The 17,974-nt window shown below is 66.5% G+C and carries 17 protein-coding genes; 15 read left to right on the top strand and 2 right to left on the bottom strand.

Annotated features, from left to right (window positions below; genetic code table 11):
• Positions 1–78: 78 nt before the first annotated feature.
• The 3 genes from motA to RND78_RS20785 all read left to right on the top strand — a co-directional run bounded on the left by motA (position 79) and on the right by RND78_RS20785 (position 2,865).
• On the top strand, positions 79–930 hold the full coding sequence (gene motA / locus RND78_RS20795) for a flagellar motor stator protein MotA (RefSeq protein ID WP_027598848.1): 852 nt from the start codon (positions 79–81) through the stop codon (positions 928–930).
• On the top strand, positions 930–2,102 hold the full coding sequence (locus RND78_RS20790) for a flagellar motor protein MotB (RefSeq protein WP_312731813.1): 1,173 nt from the start codon (positions 930–932) through the stop codon (positions 2,100–2,102). Before motA ends, RND78_RS20790 begins: the two co-directional genes overlap by 1 nt.
• A 163-nt stretch (positions 2,103–2,265) precedes the next feature.
• Positions 2,266–2,865, top strand: coding sequence for a nitroreductase family protein (locus RND78_RS20785; protein ID WP_312731812.1), 600 nt, complete (start codon positions 2,266–2,268; stop codon positions 2,863–2,865).
• 67 nt (positions 2,866–2,932) lie between these two features.
• Here the strand turns inward: RND78_RS20785 and rsgA are convergent, their stop codons facing one another.
• Positions 2,933–3,955 carry a small ribosomal subunit biogenesis GTPase RsgA gene (gene rsgA / locus RND78_RS20780; RefSeq protein WP_312731810.1) on the bottom strand — a complete coding sequence of 341 codons (1,023 nt, stop codon included), beginning with the start codon at positions 3,953–3,955 and terminating at the stop codon, positions 2,933–2,935.
• A 94-nt stretch (positions 3,956–4,049) separates the two neighbouring features.
• Here rsgA and RND78_RS20775 point away from each other — a divergent pair, with 94 nt between their 5' ends.
• The 5 genes from RND78_RS20775 to RND78_RS20755 all read left to right on the top strand — a co-directional run bounded on the left by RND78_RS20775 (position 4,050) and on the right by RND78_RS20755 (position 8,718).
• A complete protein-coding gene (locus RND78_RS20775) occupies positions 4,050–4,820 on the top strand; it encodes a class I SAM-dependent methyltransferase (protein WP_312731809.1) in 771 nt (256 codons plus the stop codon).
• Between the two features lie 50 nt (positions 4,821–4,870).
• On the top strand, positions 4,871–5,419 hold the full coding sequence (gene orn, locus RND78_RS20770) for an oligoribonuclease (RefSeq protein WP_059232057.1): 549 nt from the start codon (positions 4,871–4,873) through the stop codon (positions 5,417–5,419).
• A gap of 16 nt (positions 5,420–5,435) precedes the next feature.
• Positions 5,436–6,050 (top strand): trimeric intracellular cation channel family protein, encoded by a 615-nt coding sequence (locus tag RND78_RS20765; protein ID WP_312731850.1) that lies wholly within the window; start codon positions 5,436–5,438, stop codon positions 6,048–6,050.
• A 98-nt stretch (positions 6,051–6,148) separates the two neighbouring features.
• Positions 6,149–8,035, top strand: coding sequence for a PAAR domain-containing protein (locus RND78_RS20760; protein ID WP_312731807.1), 1,887 nt, complete (start codon positions 6,149–6,151; stop codon positions 8,033–8,035).
• On the top strand, positions 8,032–8,718 hold the full coding sequence (locus tag RND78_RS20755; RefSeq protein ID WP_312731806.1) for a DUF2931 family protein: 687 nt from the start codon (positions 8,032–8,034) through the stop codon (positions 8,716–8,718). The genes RND78_RS20760 and RND78_RS20755 overlap by 4 nt, the downstream gene beginning before the upstream one ends.
• A 16-nt stretch (positions 8,719–8,734) precedes the next feature.
• Here RND78_RS20755 and queG read toward each other — a convergent pair whose 3' ends face one another.
• Entirely contained in the window at positions 8,735–9,799 is a 1,065-nt protein-coding gene (queG, locus tag RND78_RS20750; protein WP_312731849.1) for a tRNA epoxyqueuosine(34) reductase QueG, read from the bottom strand.
• 61 nt (positions 9,800–9,860) lie between these two features.
• On the opposite strand from queG, the gene RND78_RS20745 reads away from it, so the two are divergent.
• The 7 genes from RND78_RS20745 (at position 9,861) to hflX (ending at position 17,892) form a co-directional block, all read left to right on the top strand.
• Complete coding sequence (locus RND78_RS20745; protein ID WP_312731805.1) at positions 9,861–11,348, top strand: NAD(P)H-hydrate dehydratase; 1,488 nt, start codon at positions 9,861–9,863, stop codon at positions 11,346–11,348.
• Positions 11,336–11,797 (top strand): tRNA (adenosine(37)-N6)-threonylcarbamoyltransferase complex ATPase subunit type 1 TsaE, encoded by a 462-nt coding sequence (gene tsaE, locus RND78_RS20740; protein ID WP_312731804.1) that lies wholly within the window; start codon positions 11,336–11,338, stop codon positions 11,795–11,797. The genes RND78_RS20745 and tsaE overlap by 13 nt, the downstream gene beginning before the upstream one ends.
• A gap of 90 nt (positions 11,798–11,887) precedes the next feature.
• On the top strand, positions 11,888–13,318 hold the full coding sequence (locus tag RND78_RS20735) for an N-acetylmuramoyl-L-alanine amidase (RefSeq protein WP_312731802.1): 1,431 nt from the start codon (positions 11,888–11,890) through the stop codon (positions 13,316–13,318).
• Positions 13,311–15,212: a DNA mismatch repair endonuclease MutL gene (gene mutL, locus RND78_RS20730; protein WP_312731800.1), complete on the top strand. Its 1,902-nt coding sequence runs from the start codon at positions 13,311–13,313 to the stop codon at positions 15,210–15,212. Before RND78_RS20735 ends, mutL begins: the two co-directional genes overlap by 8 nt.
• Before the next feature lie 42 nt (positions 15,213–15,254).
• Positions 15,255–16,235 carry a tRNA (adenosine(37)-N6)-dimethylallyltransferase MiaA gene (miaA, locus tag RND78_RS20725; protein ID WP_312731799.1) on the top strand — a complete coding sequence of 327 codons (981 nt, stop codon included), beginning with the start codon at positions 15,255–15,257 and terminating at the stop codon, positions 16,233–16,235.
• 86 nt (positions 16,236–16,321) lie between these two features.
• Positions 16,322–16,567, top strand: a complete 246-nt coding sequence (gene hfq / locus RND78_RS20720) for an RNA chaperone Hfq (RefSeq protein WP_312731798.1) — start codon at positions 16,322–16,324, stop codon at positions 16,565–16,567.
• Between the two features lie 20 nt (positions 16,568–16,587).
• Positions 16,588–17,892 (top strand): ribosome rescue GTPase HflX, encoded by a 1,305-nt coding sequence (gene hflX, locus RND78_RS20715; protein WP_312731797.1) that lies wholly within the window; start codon positions 16,588–16,590, stop codon positions 17,890–17,892.
• Positions 17,893–17,974: the final 82 nt, after the last annotated feature.

The following is a 17,974-nucleotide window of genomic DNA, read 5'->3' as shown; positions in this document are numbered from 1 at the left end:
CGGGACGCCGGGTCCGATAAAGGGGGCGTGAGGGCAAATCCCCGGCTCAACTTTCCTTAGCACACAGTATTCCCAACCATGGCAAAAATCATCGGCATCATCGTGATATTCGCGGCTGTCCTCGGCGGCTACATCCTCGCGCATGGCAAGATCGCCGCGATCATCCAGCCGCTCGAGGTGCTGATCATCGGCGGTGCCGCGCTGGGGGCCTTTCTGCAGGCCAACCCGGGCAGCACCTTCATGCAGGTGTTCAAGAAGTCGCTGAAGATGTTCGGCAACCGCTTCACCCACGCCTTCTACCTGGACGTGCTGAAGCTGCTCTACGAGATCCTCAACAAGAGCCGGCGCGAGGGCATGATGTCCATCGAGGCCGACGTCGAGGACCCCAAGGCCAGCCCGATCTTCAGCAAATACCCGAACATCCTCAAGGATGAGCGGATGACGGCCTACATTGCCGACTACCTGCGGCTGATGTCCTCCGGCAACATGGCGCCCCACGAGCTGGAGGGCCTGTTCGACATGGAGCTGGCGGGCATCAAGGAAGAACTGGAGCACCCGTCCCATGCGGTATCGCGAGTCGCCGACGGCCTGCCCGGCTTTGGCATCGTCGCCGCGGTACTGGGGATCGTGATCACCATGGGCATGCTCGGCGAGGGCGACCAGGCGGCCATCGGCGGCCACGTGGGCGCGGCCCTGGTCGGTACCTTCCTCGGTATTCTCGCGGCCTACGGCTTCTTCGGTCCGCTGGCGACCTGCCTGGAGCACGACGCCAAGGAAGAGCTCAACGTGCTGGAAGCCATCAAGGCCTGCCTGGTGGCCGCCGCCAGCGGCATGCCGCCCACCGTCGCCGTGGAATTCGGCCGCAAGGTGCTGTTCCCCGCGCACCGACCGTCCTTCAGTGAACTCGAGCAGGCGATGCGGGGCAGCTGATGGACAACAACCAGCCGATCATCGTCAAGCGCGTCAAGAAGAGCGCCGCCGGCCACCACGGCGGCGCCTGGAAGATCGCCTTCGCCGACTTCGCCACCGCCATGATGGCGTTCTTCCTGGTGCTCTGGCTGATGTCCTCGGCCACCCCGGAGCAGAAGAAGGCCATCGCCGGCTACTTCCAGGACCCGATCGGCTTCACCGAGAGTGCCAGTCCCTACGTCATCGACCTCGGCGGTACCCCGACGCCGGCACCCGACCGCACCCTGAATCCCGAGATCCAAGCGCAGCCGGATTCGACCCAGAACAAGGTCAATCCGGACATGGAGGAGCGCGCCGACCCCAACGACTCCAACCGTGTGCAGCCCGATCCGACCCAGTCCCCGGATACCGCGCCGGATCGCCAACCGAATGCGGCGGCGCAGAAGGATCAGAACAAGGACCCGAGCCAGCAGGCGCAGAAAATGGATGCCAGCCAGGCGGAGAAGATCGCCGAGCAGGTCGAGAAGCAGCGCCTGGAGCTGCTGCTGCAGGAGTTGCAGAACAAGATCAACGAGAATCCGGAACTGCAGAAGTTCAAGGACCAGATCCTGATGGAGATCACCCAGGACGGCCTGCGCATCCAGATCGTCGATGCCGACAATCGCTCGATGTTCGATTCGGGCAGCCCGCGGCTGAAGCCCTATTTCGAGGACATCCTGCTGGCCATGGCCGACACCATTCGCCAGGTGCCGAACAAGATCAGCATCAGTGGCCATACCGATGCCGCTCGCTACGTCGGCAAGGGCGATTTCAGCAACTGGGAGCTGTCCGCCGGTCGGGCCAACTCGGCGCGGCGTGCCCTGGAAGCGGGCGGTTATCCGGACGAGCAGGTGGCCCGGATCGTCGGCTACGCGGCTTCGGCGCCCTTCGACCGTGAGCATCCGCTCAACCCGGTCAACCGGCGCATCGACATCATCGTGCTGACCAAGAAGGCCCAGCAGGCCATCGAGGGGCGCAACGCCAACAAGGGTCCTTCCACGGCGCCGGCCCAGGATGCGCCCGGCGCCAATCGCGGCGGGGTCTCCAGCGGGGGCGTATCCGCCACCGGCAATCTGGCGCAGCCCATCAACAATACGGCGTTCAAGCAACAGATCAACGCCTTCGATGCGGGTGTCATCCAGGGCAAACCCTGAGCGCAGGGGGTGATCGATAGGAAAATTCGCTGCCAGCGTTCGGTTTTTTCGTCCGTTGGCGCGCAATGGGCTCGTTATGCTGCAAGGGTTTCATGATTGATCGGGCACCTTGCGCCCTGGCGCGCGGTCTCTCGATCTCCGATTCCCTTGCAGGAGCCTCCCGATGAGCAACGCCTTTATCGATACCATCAAGCGCCGTCGCAGCCAGTACGCCCTGGGCAAGAACCTGCCGCTGGCGCAGGGCCAGATCACTGCGCTGATCCAGGAAGCGGTCAAGCTGTCGCCCTCCGCCTTCAACTCCCAGAGCTCGCGGGCGGTGATCCTGTTCGGCGCCGAGAGCGAGAAGTTCTGGGGCTTCGTCATGCAGGCCCTGCGGCAGATCGTGCCGGCCGAGTCCTTCGCGCCCACCGAAGGCAAGATCAACAGCTTCGCCGCCGGTGCTGGCACCGTGCTGTTCTACGAGGATCGTCAGGTCATCTCGGCCCTGCAGGATAAATTCCCCAGCTACGCCGACAACTTCCCCATCTGGTCGGAACAGGCCAGCGGCATCGCCCAGTTCTCGGTATGGACGGCGCTGGCCAATGCCGGCATCGGCGCCAGTCTGCAGCACTACAATCCGCTGCCCGATGCCCTGGCCGCCGCCGAGTGGCAGTTGCCGGAGACCTGGCACCTGCGGGCGCAGATGCCCTTCGGTTCCAACGAGGGCGACTTCCCCGAGAAAGGCTTCATGGACGACGCCGAGCGCTTCCGCGTCTTCGGCTGAAACGAAAAACGCCGGGCTTGGCCCGGCGTTTTTTTAGTCCTGTCTACGACTGGGAGACAAACGCGGGCTAGTAACGCGAATCGCCTTCCAGACTGGCCAGGATATGCCGGTAGCTGGCCATCCGTTGCGGATGGATGTCGCCCCGTTCCAGGGCGGCGAGCAGGGCGCACCCCGGCTCGCGCTCATGCTGGCAGTCGCGGAAGCGGCAGCGGCCGAGAAAGTCGTCGAACTCCTTGAATCCGGCGGCCACGTCATCACGGCTGACGTGGCTCAGCCCAAACTCCCGGATGCCGGGGGAGTCGATCAGGTCGCCGCCATCGGGAAAGTGAAAGAGCCGGGCGGTGGTGGTGGTGTGGGTACCCTTGTTGGTCAGCTCCGACAGCGGACCGACCCGCGTATCGACGCCGGGCAGCAGGGCGTTCACCAGCGACGACTTGCCCACGCCGGACTGACCGACGAAGACACTGACGTGCTCGTCCAGGGCGCTCTTTAGCTGGTCCATGCTCAGGCCGTTGTGGGCCGAGACCTCCAGCAGCGGATAGTCCAGGCCGCGATAGATACCCAGCAAGTCGTCCAGCGCCGCGGCGTTGTGCTCGTCGATCAGGTCGGCCTTGTTGAGCAGCAGCAGCGGCTGGATGCCGGCGTGCTCGGCCGCCACCAGGTAGCGGTCGATGAGATTGGCGTGGGGGGTGGGCAGCGGGGCGAAAACGATCACCAGGCGGTCGACGTTGGCTGCCACCGGCTTGAGCTGGCCACGCATGTCTGGCCGGCAGATCTCCGAGCGGCGCGGCAACTGGGCGACGATGACGCCATTGCCCTGTACCCCGGCGCGGAACACCACCTGGTCCCCGGTAACCAGAGTCGGCAGGTTGGCGCGCAAATGGCAGCGCTGCAGCCGGCCCTCGCCATCCTCGATCTCCACCTGAACGCCGAAGTGGGCAATCACCTGGCCCTGCTGTTCCGGGCCCAGATCGCCGCCTTCGAGTTCGTCGACCAGCTTGGATTCGCGCTTTTCCGCGCGAGCGGCGCGTTCGGTCTGGATTTTTTCGATCCGCCAGTTCTGGCGACGGGTCAGGTGGCGTTTGGCCATGGGGAGTCCGCGGGTTGCAGGGGCGAGGAGTCTAGCATTGGCCGCTCCCCACGGATTACCTAAACTTGGCGCACCTCGTCGCTCTGGAGCGCCCATGCTGGCCCATCTCGCCTCGCGCTATCCCCTGTTGCTGGCCGTGCTGGTGCAACTGGCCGCCCTGGTGGTCGCCATCGTCGGCCTGAGACTCTGGGCCAGCTTCGCCGGTCAGCGGCCTTCGTTGCTGGCGCTGGTCTGCCTGCAGGCAGTGCTGGCGGCCCTGCTGGGGGAGCTGCTCGGCTTGGCGCGCTGGTGGGTGTTCATCAACCTGCTGTTCGCCCCCGCGCTCTATCTGGTCAGCGGTCGCGGCCTGTCGGCGGGCATCGCCGCGCTCGGTTTTCTGTTGCTCCTGCTGCTGAACTGGAACAGCCTGCGCGAACGGGTGCCGCTGTATCTCACCGGGCGGCAGACCCGCGAGCGCCTGGCGGCGCTGCTCGCCGAACGAGAGTCGACCTTTCGCTTCGTCGACCTCGGCTGCGGCCTGGGCGATACCCTGGTCGATCTTTCCCACCGCTTTCCGGCCGCCACCTTCGTCGGCGTGGAGACGGCGCCGCTGAGCTTCGCCCTGGCCTGGCTGCGCTGCCTGCCACGGCGCAACTGCCAGGTACGCTATCGTGACCTCTGGCGGGTGGAGCTGGGCGAATTCGACGTCGTCTACTGTTTCCTCTCGCCGGCGCCCATGCCACGCCTGGGCGAGAAAGCCCGCCAGGAGCTGCGCTCCGGCAGCTGGCTGGTCAGCAACACCTTCGAGATTCCCGGTCAGCCGGCCGATGCCGTCCTTGAAGTGGGTGACCTGCGCGGTAGCCGCCTGCTGCTATGGCGCCGGTAGGTAGGCGACAGGCGCGCTGCTACACTGGCGCCCTCATCAAGGAGTTCGCCATGACCACCCCCAATCCGCAGCACCTGATCTGGATCGACCTGGAAATGACCGGCCTGGATCCGGATCGGGACGTGATCATCGAGATGGCCACCATCGTCACCGATAGCGATCTCAACGTGCTGGCCGAGGGCCCGGTACTGGCCATCCACCAGTCGGACGAGGTGCTGGCCGGCATGGACGAGTGGAATACCCGTCAGCACGGCGGCTCGGGGCTGACCCAGCGGGTCCGCGAGAGCACCGTCGACACCGCCCAGGCCGAGGCCCTAACCCTGGAGTTCCTGCGTCAATGGGTGCCCAAGGGCAAGTCGCCGATCTGCGGCAACAGCATCTGCCAGGATCGCCGCTTCCTCCATCGCCGCATGCCGGAGCTGGAAGCCTACTTCCACTACCGCAACCTGGACGTCTCCACCCTCAAGGAGCTGGCCGCGCGCTGGGCGCCCCACGTCCGCGACGGGGTGAAAAAGAGCGGCAGCCACCTGGCGCTGGACGACATCCGCGACTCCATCGCCGAGCTGCGCCACTACCGCGAGCACTTCATCAAGGTCTGACGACCGCGCCCCCGTGTTGCTCTCCATCCTCTACCTGGTGGCCATCACCGCCGAGGCCATGACCGGCGCCCTGTCCGCCGGTCGCCGCGGCATGGACCTGTTCGGCGTGGCGCTGATCGCCAGCGTCACTGCCCTGGGCGGCGGCTCGGTGCGCGACGTCCTGCTGGGCCACTATCCGCTGGGCTGGGTGAAGCACCCGGAGTACCTGGCGCTGACCGTCGGCGCCGGCCTCGCCACCGTGGCCATCGCCCGGGTCATGCGCTACCTGCGCCGACTGTTCCTGCTGCTCGACGCCCTGGGCCTGGTGGCCTTCACCGTGATCGGCTGCCAGGTGGCCCTGGAGATGGGCCTGAGCCCGGTCATCGTCATCGTCAGCGGCACCCTGACCGGTACCTGCGGCGGTATCCTGCGCGACATCCTCTGCAACGACGTCCCGCTGATCCTGAGGCGCGAACTCTATGCCAGCGTGGCCGTGCTGTCCGCCGGCTGCTACCTGCTCTGCCGGCAGTGGCTGGGCGAGGAGCAGGCGCTGCTCTTCACCCTGGCTGCCGGCCTGCTGATACGCCTGCTGGCGTTGAAATTCAACTGGCAGATGCCGACCTTCACCTACCCGGAAGATCCACACGGGTAGCGGTGTGACGGTTTCCGCGTTATCGGTCTGTAACTATTGTTCTAGAGCCTTTCCTGCGGCATCTTCCGGGCCTGAAATCACCGATAGGGAAATCGGTCATGTCCGGAAAACCTGCTGCGCGCCTGGGTGACGCCGTCACCTGCCCCAAGTGCGGGGCCACGGTCCTGGTCCAGGGCTCGGCCAACGTCTTCTTCGACGGCTTGCCCGCCGCCACCCTGGGTCACGCCTGTGGCTGTGGTGCGGCGGTAAGGGCCGCCGTCGTCCCCAACGTCCTGATCAACGGCCAGCCTGCTGCCGTGCTCGGCAGCGTCACCAGCCATGGCGGGGTGGTGATCGGTGGTTCGGGGACGGTGATCATCGGCATGGGTGGCGGAGGGCTGAGCACTGGCAGCTTGGCGAACGGCGCCTGTGCCGCGAGTGGGGAGTTTGCCCGCCAAGCGCCAGGACGGACCGCGCCACTCGGCCTGCGCGGACGTGAAAGGCCAGGGCCGGGCAGCGCTTCCAGTCGCCCAGTTGGGGGGCCAGTCGGTCAGGACAGCTCAGTTAGCCAGCCCGAACGCCCGGTGGAGCAGCGCATCACCCTACGTGTCGGCGTGTTCTTCGATGGCACCGGCAACAACCTCTTCAACGCCGCCACGGGTGCAACTTGCCGAGCGGAAGCTCAGGGTTTTCGGCAGGACCAGGCAGAGAGCATCGCACTGCACTGCGAAAAATTCATGCTGAAGGACGACAGCAGTTACGCCAATGCGGAGACGAATATCGCGCGGTTGTATCGGCTCTACCGAGACGATACCCAGCGTGCCATCGAGCAGGACGAAAACGCCGCGGTCATTCCGGTCTACATCGAAGGTATCGGCACCCGTGCCGGCCAACCGGACAGCCCTCTGTCCATGGGTACCGGCCTAGGTAGCAGTGGTGTCCTGGCTTGCGTTCAGACTTTCCCCGCTGCTTTCTCTGAACGCTACGACCAGTTCAAACGCAGTAACCCCGAGGTTATCGTCGAAGCCATCGAGTTCGATCTCTTCGGCTTCAGCCGGGGCGCAGCGGCGGCACGGCATTTTGCCAACGAGGCGCTCAAGGCTGATGGCGGTATCGTGGCTACGGGCTTAGCGCCGTGCTTTTCCTGGCAACGCGCCAAGGTAAGGCTCAACTTCATCGGCCTGTTCGATACGGTGGCGGCAGTGGCTGATCCGCTGCGCGGAGATTTCAGCCCGGCCAATGCCATCAATCCGGGGCTCAACCTCTATCTGCCGGCCGGATGCGCGCGCAAGGTGGTGCAACTGGTGGCCAACGACGAGCAGCGGCGCAATTTCGCCCTCACCCGCGTCGCGCCCCAGCACGAGGAAATCGTCCTGCCCGGCGCCCATGCCGACCTGGGTGGCGGCTATCCGGCCGAGATGACCGAGCGCCTGCTGCCGACCCGGCCGCTCGTCTCGCGCGAGCGCTATGGCACCGACAGTCACGCCGCCTGGAGCTATCGCCAGGCCCAGGTCGAGCTGGCACATATCCAGCAGGAAGCCTGGTTCGATCCGGATCAGGCCAGACTGACCCTCGATACCTGGCGCATCCGGCTGCCCGCTGCTCGCGGTGAGCTGCCCGAGTCCGAGGTCTTCGCCGCCGTGCGCTTGGAGCGACAGGTGCGGGGTGAGCTGTCCCTGGTCTATCTGCGGGTGATGCAGCGCCTGGCCAGTGTCCAAGGGGTGCCGCTGTCGGCCATCGATGACGACGATCCCGAGTTACGCCTGCCGGATGAACTCCAGGCGATAGCCACCAAGCTTCAGGCCCATGCTCAGGGTGCGGCGCTCCATCTCGACCAGGCCGAAACCCGCCTGCTGCTCGGGCGCTACGTGCACCTCTCCGCCCATTGGCAGGCCCAGATCGGCCGCGGCCTGGGCAACGTGGACGCGGTCTTCGTCCATGCCCCCACGCCCGACGGTCGGCGTTACGCCTATCCCAATCGTCCCCAGGCAGGCTATCCACAATGAGCCGCTGGCTGCTTTGCCTCATCCTGGCGTTGGGCCTGGCCGGCTGCCAATCCAGCGCTGCGACCAAGCCCAAGCTGCCCTACGCTGCCTGGTACCTGGGCTTCCTGGCACCCAACTACATGGAGGTCTGGCTGGAGCAGGCCAGTATTAGCGATGTCAACGGACTCATCTTTCCCAGGGCCATGGGGGGAGTGATCGCCATGGGCCAGCCCGAGAGTCTATCGGCTACCGCCAAGGGTTGGCCCAAGCGAATCGGCTCGGGCAAAGGCCGCTCTATGACCGGCCTGGATCTGCCCTATGTGGTTTCACTACGCTGGCAGTCCATGGTCGAGCCCCAGACCTACCATGCGGCGTTTCTTATTCCCGATTGGGCGCGAAGGAAGATGGTCGAGAGTCTGCCAGCAGACTGTCCTGTCAGTGGTCGCACCTCAGACTATCGCAAGGATCTCACCATCGGCTTGGCCCCAGGCGGTGTGGTCAAGGTCTGGATCATGGGCCCCTGTCTCGACCCCATCGAAGTCCTGACCTTGCAAGCCGAAATTGAGCCCAAGGGGCCCTACGGTGGCAAGTCGGGCGGCAAGTACCGCCCGCTGTCTCCGGTGGTGAAGGCCTATGTCGACAAGTACGGCGTGCCCTACGGCAGCTGGTGGGCGCCGATCCCCTACACCACGGTCGGCCCTTGAGCGCGGGACCTGTAGTTTACGCCTCGCCGTGCCGCGCCAGCGCCCATTCCACATGCTCGCGCACCAGCGGCGAAGGATGCTCGGCGTGGACCTTCAGCGCCTCCAGCACCGGAATGCTGGTCGGTGCATTGCCCAGGCCCACCGCCAGGTTGCGCAGCCAGCGCTCGTAGCCGGCACGGCGGAGCGGCGAGCCTTCGGTGCGTCTGAGGAATTCGCTTTCGGTCCAGCGGAAGAGCTCGGCCAGGCTGGCGTTATCCAGTCCATGGCGCGGCTGGAAATCGCCTTCGGCGGTGGGTTTGGCGAAGCGATTCCAGGGGCAGACCAACTGGCAGTCATCGCAGCCGAAGACTCGATTGCCGATCAGCGGGCGCAGCTCCAGGGGAATCGAGCCCTTGAACTCGATGGTCAGGTAGGAGATGCAGCGGCGTGCATCGAGTTGGTAAGGACCGACGAAGGCCTGGGTCGGGCAGATGTCCAGGCAGGCGCGGCAGGTGCCGCAATGGTCACGTGGGGTAGGCTCGTCCACCGGCAGGGGCACGTCGACGAAGAGTTCGCCCAGGAAGAACCAGCTCCCGGCCTTGCGATTGAGCACCAGGGTGTTCTTGCCGATCCAGCCCAGGCCAGCCTGTTCGGCGAGGGCCTTTTCCAGCACCGGGGCGCTGTCGACGAAGGCGCGATAGCCGAAGGGACCGATCTCGGCCTGGATGCGCTCGGCCAGGTGCTGCAGGCGCTTGCGGATCAGCTTGTGATAGTCGCGGCCCAGGGCGTAGCGCGAGAGGTAGGCGGCGGTGCCGTCGGCCAGGCGCTCGCTCATGCGGGTATCGCCGGGCAGGTAGTCCATGCGCAGGGAGATCACCCTCAGGGTGCCCGAGACCAGTTCGGCCGGCCGCGAACGTTTGGTTCCGTGCGCGGCCATATAGTCCATCTCGCCGTGGAAACCGGCGGCCAGCCAGCGCTCCAGATGTTCTTCGTGACGTGCCAGATCCAGGCCGGCGATACCGGTCTGCTGAAAGCCCAGTTCCCGACCCCAGGTCTTGATGAGGTCGGCCAGGGCGGCGAGATCTAGGGCGCAAGCGGACATCGACAGGAACGCACGGGCAGGAGGGCCGCCCATTTTGCCAGACTCCGGAGGCTTTCCCAGCATGTACGACGAACTGCCGTTCCAGCTCTACAGCGCCCAGCAGGTGCGGGATCTCGATGCCCAACTGATCGCCGGCGGCCTGCCGGGGCTTGAACTGATGCGGCGTGCCGCCGCGGCGACCTGGCGTTCCCTGCGCCATGGCTGGCCCCATGCCGGGGCGCTGTGCGTGCTGGCCGGCGGCGGCAACAATGCGGGCGACGGCTATCTGGTCGCCAGCCTGGCCCGCAAGGCCGGCTGGCAGGCGCGGGTCTGGCATCTGGCCGACCCGGCTGGGCTCAAGGGCGACGCCGCCCTGGCCCATGCCGAGGCACAGGCCGCCGGGGTGGACATCCAGCCCTGGCGCGCGGATGCCCCGCTCGGCGGTGTGGTAGTCGATGCCCTGCTGGGTACCGGGCTCAAGGGGCCGGCCCGCGAGCCCTACGCCGCGGCCATCGAACGGATCAACGCCAGCGAGTTGCCGGTGGTGGCCATCGACCTCCCGTCGGGGCTGGACGCCGATACCGGCGCCGCGGCCGGCCCCCTGGTGCGCGCCGACCTGACCATCTCCTTCATCGGCCTCAAGCTCGGGCTGTTCACCGGCAAAGGCCCGGATCACGTCGGCAGCCTGGTATTCGAGCCCTTGATGGAGGAGCCGCAGAATCCCGCCCATGCCACCGCCCAGCGCCTGGCGCCGGGCAACCTGCCGCGGCTGGCGGCGCGACCGCTCAATGCGCACAAGGGCCAGTTCGGCCATCTGCTGGTGATCGGCGGCGACGAAGGTACCGGTGGTGCGGCCATCATGGCCAGCGAGGCAGCGCTGCGTTGTGGTGCCGGCATGCTCAGCCTGGCGACCCGGCCGTCCAATGTGGCACCGGTACTGGCACGGCGCCCGGAGATCATGGTCGCCGGCGTGCATTCCAGCTTTGCCGTGCTCGAACTGGCGAAAAAGGCCGATGTCCTCGCCGTCGGGCCGGGCCTGGGGCAGGGCGCCTGGGGCAAAGCCCTGGCCAGTGCGGCCGCGACGCTGGACGTCACCCAGGTCTGGGACGCCGATGCCCTCAACCTGTTGGCCGCCGGGGTGGTCAAGGCGCCACGCGGGCCCTGGGTGATGACGCCTCACCCAGGCGAAGCGGCGCGGTTGCTGGGCGTGTCCATTGCCGACATCGAGGCCGACCGGCCCGGCAGTGCCCGCGAACTTGCCCGGCGCTACGGCGGTGTGGCGCTGCTCAAGGGCTTCGGCACTTTGATTGCCCATCCGGACGGCCGCATGGCGCTCTGTGGCGAAGGGCATCCGGCGATGGCCACGGGTGGCCTGGGAGACATTCTCACCGGTATCATCGCCGCCCTGCTGGGGCAGGGGCTGGCGCCCTTCGAGGCCGCCTGTCTGGGCGCCTGGCTGCACGGCCGCGCCGGCGCCGAGCTGGGGCGCCAGGGCCGCGGCCTCGCCGCCAGCGATCTGCCCCCGGTCGCCCGCCAGTTGCTCGAGGAACTCCAGCCATGCCTGAACTGACCCTGTACGCCGCCGACGAAGCCGCCATGTACGCCCTCGGCGCGCGCCTGGCCCAGGCCAGCGGTGGGCGCGGCGTGCTCTATCTGCACGGTGATCTGGGCGCCGGCAAGACCACCCTGTCGCGTGGCATCCTGCGCGGCCTCGGCCACGTCGGCGCGGTGAAAAGCCCGACCTTCACCCTGGTCGAGCCCTATGAACTGGCCAGCGGCGTGGTCTATCACTTCGACCTCTATCGTCTGGCCGATCCGGAAGAACTAGAATTCATGGGGATTCGCGACTACTTCACACCCGAGGCCTTATGCCTGGTGGAATGGCCCGAGCGCGGGCAGGGCGTTTTGCCAAAGCCGGACCTGGCCATTACCATTACGCCACGCGCCGACGGCCGTGATCTCCGCCTGGTTAGCCAGGGAGCCCATGGCGAGGCCTGGTGCGCCGCCCTCGCGTCCTAGGCGGGTCTGAAATGACCTGATGTTCGCTCCGCGACTGTCAGGCGACCCCTAGGCGCCGATCCTTCGTTCTCCAGCTATACGGTCGCAGGCATGCGCAAGCGTTTTTTCAGGTCGGGACTCGGCCTGTTGTTGTTGATCCTGAGCAGCCAGCTCCTCGCCGCTACCCAAATCAAGGGGATGCGCGTCTGGCGAGCGCCCGACAATACCCGGCTGGTGTTCGACCTGAGCGGCCCGGTCAAGGCTAGCGTCTTCACCCTCAGTGCCCCGGACCGCATCGTCATCGACCTGTCCGGCGCGCAGCTCTCCGGCGGGCTGAGCGAAAAGCCCCTGCGCAATACCCCCGTCACCGGGCTGCGCGCGGCCCAGCGCGCGCCCGGCGAGGTACGCCTGGTGCTGGATACCAAGGGTGCCCTGACGCCCAAGAGCTTCACCCTGGCGCCCAACAAGGAGTACGGCAACCGTCTGGTGGTCGATCTCTACGACCAGGGCACCGATCCGGCCGCCAGCGACATCCCGGCCACCGTCACGCCCAATCTGCCGGCCACCCCGGTGACGCCCGCCCAGCCAGCGACCCGTTTGCCGTCCAGCCCCAGTGGCAAGCGTGATGTGGTGGTGGTGATCGACCCCGGCCACGGCGGCGAAGACCCCGGCGCCATCGGTCGCGGCCGGTTGTACGAGAAGAACGTGGTGCTGGCCATCGCCAAGCAGTTGCAGGCCAATCTCAACCGGCAGAAGGGCTTCCGTGCCGAGCTGACCCGCACCAGCGACTACTTCATCCCGCTGCGCCAGCGGCAGATCATCGCCCGCAAGAAGGGCGCCGACCTGTTCATCTCCATCCACGCCGACTCGGCGCCCAGCTCCAGCGCCGAGGGCGTCACCGTCTTCGCCCTGTCCCAGCGCGGTGCCACGTCCGAGGCGGCCCGCTGGCTGGCCGACGCGGAAAACCGTTCCGACCAAGTCGGCGGCGTCTCCGACGCCCTGGACAACAAGGACCCCATGCTCGCCGGCGTGCTCATGGACCTGTCGATGACCGCCACCGTGGCCTCCAGCCTGGAGGTCGGCCAGACCATCCTCGGCCAGGTCGGCCGGGCTACCAAGCTGCTGCATTCGCGGGTCGAGCAGGCCGGCTTCGTGGTGCTCAAGTCGCCCGACATCCCCTCGATCCTGGTGGAAACCGGCTTCATCACCAACGCCAACGAATCGGCCAAGCTGGCCAGTCCGGCGCACCAGGGCCTGCTGGCCCGCCAGATTCAGGCGGGCGTGGTGCAATATTTCCAGCACCGGCCGCCGCCCGGCACCTACCTGGCCTGGCAGCGCGAACAGCGCGGTGGCAAGGTCGGCAGCGTGCGCGGCGTCGACCAGCATCGGGTGCAACCCGGCGAAAGCCTGAGCCTGATCGCCCGGCGCTATGACGTGGACCTTTCCACCCTGCGCGCCGCCAACCGGCTCAAGGGCGACCGCATCCGCTCCGGCCAGGTCCTTACCATCCCCACCCACGAACTGGCGGCCAGCAATGACTGAACCCCGGCGCATCCAGCTGCTCAGTCCGCGGCTGTCCAACCAGATCGCCGCCGGTGAGGTGGTCGAACGCCCCGCCTCGGTGGCCAAGGAGTTGCTGGAGAACAGCCTGGACGCCGGTGCCTCGCGCATCGACATCGAGGTGGAGCAGGGTGGTGTCAAGCTGCTGCGCATCCGTGACGATGGCCACGGCATTCCAGCGGATGACCTGCCGCTGGCCCTGGCGCGGCACGCTACCAGCAAGATCTACCACCTGGACGAATTGGAAAGCGTCACCAGCCTGGGCTTTCGCGGCGAAGCCCTGGCCTCGGTCAGCTCGGTGTCGCGCCTCACCCTGACCTCGCGCTACCGGGGCGAGGACCAGGCCTGGCAGGTGGAGACGGAGGGCCGCGAGATGCAGCCGCGGCTGCAGCCCGCCGCCCATCCCCAGGGTACCTCGGTGGAGGTGCGCGACCTGTTCTTCAATACGCCGGCGCGGCGCAAGTTCCTGCGCGCCGAGAAGACCGAATTCGACCATCTGCAGGAAGTGGTGCGGCGCCTGGCGCTGGCGCGCTTCGACGTCGGCTTCCATCTGCGCCACAATGGCAAGAGCGTGCTCGCCCTGCATCCGGCGGGCGATCCGCAGAGCCAGGGGCGGCGGGTCGGCGCTGTCTGCAGTCCGGCCTTCCTCGAACAGGCCCTGCCGCTGGAACACGAGCGCAACGGCCTGCGCCTCTGGGGCTGGGTCGGTCTGCCGACCTTCTCGCGCAGCCAGGCCGATCTGCAGTACTTCTACGTCAACGGCCGCATGGTGCGCGACAAGCTGGTCGCCCATGCCGTGCGCCAGGCCTATCGCGACGTGCTCTACAATGGCCGCCATCCGGCCTTCGTCCTGTTCCTCGAACTCGATCCGGCGACGGTGGACGTCAACGTCCACCCCACCAAGCACGAGGTGCGCTTCCGTGACAGCCGCCAGGTGCATGATTTCCTCTACGGCACCCTGCACCGCGCCCTGGGCGACATCCGTCCAGACGACCAGCTCGCCGTGGTGGCGCCTACCGCCCCCACACCCCTAACTGGCCCGGCCGCCGGCGAATTCGGCCCCCAGGGCGAAATGCGCCTGGCCGCCGCCGTGCTCCACGACAGCCCCGCACCACCCGCGCAACCCTTCGCCAGTAGCGGTGGAGCGGGGGGCGCGTCGCGCTACAGTCCGGCTCCGCAATCCTATGCCGGGGCGCCGGTGGCCGAGGTGCAGAGCGCCTACAAGGCCTTCTTCGCACCGCTACCGGAGGGCGCCGAAGCCGTTGCCGCTCTGCCAGCGGAGCAGGGCGATGTACCGCCCCTGGGCTACGCCCTGGCCCAGCTCAAGGGCATCTACATCCTGGCCGAGAACGCCCAGGGCCTGATCCTGGTAGACATGCACGCCGCCCACGAACGCATCACCTACGAGCGCCTCAAGGTCGCCATGGCCAGCGAAGGCCTGCGCGGCCAGCCACTGCTGGTGCCCGAGTCCCTGGCGGTCAGCGAGCGCGAGGCCGATTGCGCCGAGGAGCACGGGCTGTGGTTCGAGCGCCTCGGCTTCGAGTTGCAGCGCCTTGGCCCGGAAACCCTGGCCATCCGCCAGATCCCCGCGCTGCTCAAGCAGGCCCAGGCCGCACGGCTGGTGCAGGACGTGCTCGCCGATCTGCTCGACTACGGCACCAGCGACCGCATCCAGGCGCACCTCAACGAATTGCTCGGCACCATGGCCTGCCACGGCTCGGTGCGGGCCAACCGGCGGCTGACCCTGCCGGAGATGAATGCCCTGCTACGCGACATGGAAACCACCGAGCGCAGCGGCCAGTGCAACCATGGTCGTCCCACCTGGGCCCAGCTCAGCCTGGACGATCTGGACAAACTCTTCCTGCGCGGCCGCTGACCGCCTCTCCGCGGTTTCCGCGGCGCCTGCCGAGACCCCGACATGACCGCCCCCCTGCCGCCCGCCATCTTCCTCATGGGGCCGACCGCCTCCGGCAAGACCGACCTCGCCATCGAGCTGGCCCGGCTGCTGCCCATCGAGCTGATCAGCGTCGACTCCGCGCTCATCTACCGCGGCATGGACATCGGTACCGCCAAGCCCGGCGCCGAGCTGCTGGCAGCCCATCCGCACCGGCTGGTGGACATCCGCGATCCTGCCGAGAGCTACTCCGCCGCCGAGTTTCGCGCCGATGCCCTGGCCGCCATGGCCGAGATCACCGCGGCCGGCCGCATCCCGCTGCTGGTGGGCGGTACCATGCTCTACTTTAAAGCCCTGCTCGAAGGCCTGGCCGACATGCCCAGCGCCGATCCGGCGGTGCGTGCCGAGATCGAAGCCGTGGCGGCCGAGGCCGGCTGGGGCGAGGTCCATCGGCGGCTGGCGGAGGTCGATCCGGTGTCCGCCGAGCGCATCCATCCCAATGATCCCCAGCGTCTGCTGCGGGCGCTGGAAGTGTTTCGCGTCAGCGGCCGTTCGATGACCGAGCACCGCGCACTGCAAATGCGTGCCAATGCCGATTCGAACAGGGCGTCCCAGACACAATTGCCCTATACTGTCGCCCAATTGATCCTGTCGCCCAGTCGTCGCGAGGTGCTCCATGCGCGAATCGCCGAGCGCTTCGAGCTGATGCTGGAACAGGGCTTCATCGACGAAGTCTCAGCCTTGCGGGAACGTCCCGAGCTGCATCCGGGGCTGCCCTCCATGCGATCCGTGGGCTATCGTCAGGTCTGGGAGTTCCTCGAGGGGGGCTGCACGCGGGAAGAAATGGTGGCGCGTGGCATCGCGGCGACGCGGCAGTTGGCGAAGCGGCAGTTGACCTGGTTGCGTGGCTGGCCCGCCGTGCACACCTTCGACAGCCTGGCTTGCGACAATCTGCCACGGATCTTGAAATGTCTCGCCGGCGACTCCATATCGCCCCGCAGCTGAATCGTTTTTGTCCGCATGTCCATGGTGGGCAGCGGAAACTGGCATGTCGCCAGATCGGTATTTTCATTCTTTAGGAGAGCGACACGATGTCAAAAGGGCATTCGCTACAAGACCCTTACCTGAACACCCTGCGTAAAGAGCGCGTTCCGGTTTCCATCTATCTCGTCAACGGCATCAAGTTGCAGGGTCAGATCGAGTCCTTCGACCAGTTCGTGATCCTGCTCAAGAACACCGTCAGCCAGATGGTTTACAAGCATGCGATTTCCACCGTGGTGCCGAGCCGCCCGGTCCGTCTGCCCAGCTCCGAGACTGGCGAGCCGGATAGCGAATAAACAACAAGAGGAGCGCCCTGTTGTTCTTCGAGCGTCACGAAGGTGGTGAGCGGGCCATTCTGGTCCATTTGGAAGGCCTGCATCCCGAGGCGCGCGAAGACCCTCAGGAGTTTCTCGAGCTCGCGCGGTCAGCGGGTGCGCAAACCGTGGCTTTTGTCACGGTGAACCGCAGCCAGCCGACCGCGCGTTTTCTCATAGGTACCGGCAAGGTCGAAGAGCTGCACGATCAGGTGCATGCCAACGAGGCTGACCTGGTCATCTTCAATCACGACCTCACGCCCAGTCAGGAACGTAACCTCGAAAAAGCCTTCGAGTGCCGCGTCCTGGATCGTACCGGTCTGATTCTCGATATCTTCGCCCAGCGCGCCCGTACCCACGAGGGCAAGCTGCAGGTGGAGCTCGCCCAGCTCGAACACATGAGCACCCGGCTGGTCCGCGGCTGGACTCACCTCGAGCGCCAGAAGGGCGGTATCGGCCTGCGTGGCCCCGGTGAAACCCAGCTGGAAACAGACCGTCGCCTGCTGCGAGTGCGCATCCGGCAGATTCGGCAGCGCCTGGACAAGGTGCTCAGCCAGCGCGAACAAGCCCGTCGCGGTCGGCGTCGCGCCGAGATTCCCGCAGTATCTCTGGTCGGCTATACCAACGCCGGCAAGTCCACCCTGTTCAATAGCCTTACCGAATCCACCGTCTATGCGGCTGATCAGCTGTTCGCGACCCTCGATCCTACCCTGCGTCGTTTGCAGTTGCCGGACCTGGGGCCGATCGTGCTGGCCGACACGGTAGGCTTCATCCGCCACCTGCCACACAAGCTGGTCGAAGCCTTCCGCGCGACGCTGGAGGAATCTAGCAACTCCGACCTGCTGCTGCACGTGATCGATGCCCACGAGGAGGATCGCCAGTTGCAGATCCAGCAGGTCGAAGCGGTCCTGCACGAAATCGGTGCCGACGGTCTGCCGATGCTGGAGATCTACAACAAGATCGACCTGCTTGAGGGCGTCGAGCCCCACATCCAGCGCGACGATGAAACCGGCCGCCCGATCCGGGTCTGGGTTTCGGCGCGCGACGGCCGCGGCCTGGATCTCATCGGTCAGGCCGTGGCCGAACTGCTCGGCGAAGACCTCTTCGTCGGCGTGTTCCGCCTGCCCCAGCGCCACGCTCGCTTGCGCGCACGGCTGTTCGAGCTCGGCGTGGTGCAAAGCGATGACCACGACGACGAAGGCAATATCCTGTTGTCTGTACGAGTACCCCGGGCCGAACTCAATCGACTGCTCAGCCGGGCCGGTGAAGAACCGGAAGTCTTTATCCAGCAACATGTTTTGCAATAAACCCCCGCTCGGTGCTTTTGTTCGGACGGGGACCATCCGGTAGCATTGGTCGACGCGCCATTTCGGCGCGTTTTCGCGTTAT

The sequence above is a fragment of the Pseudomonas oryzihabitans genome (assembly GCF_032027545.1).
GTDB lineage: Bacteria > Pseudomonadota > Gammaproteobacteria > Pseudomonadales > Pseudomonadaceae > Chryseomonas > Chryseomonas oryzihabitans_F.
This window is presented reverse-complemented; position numbering and strand designations above follow the sequence as displayed.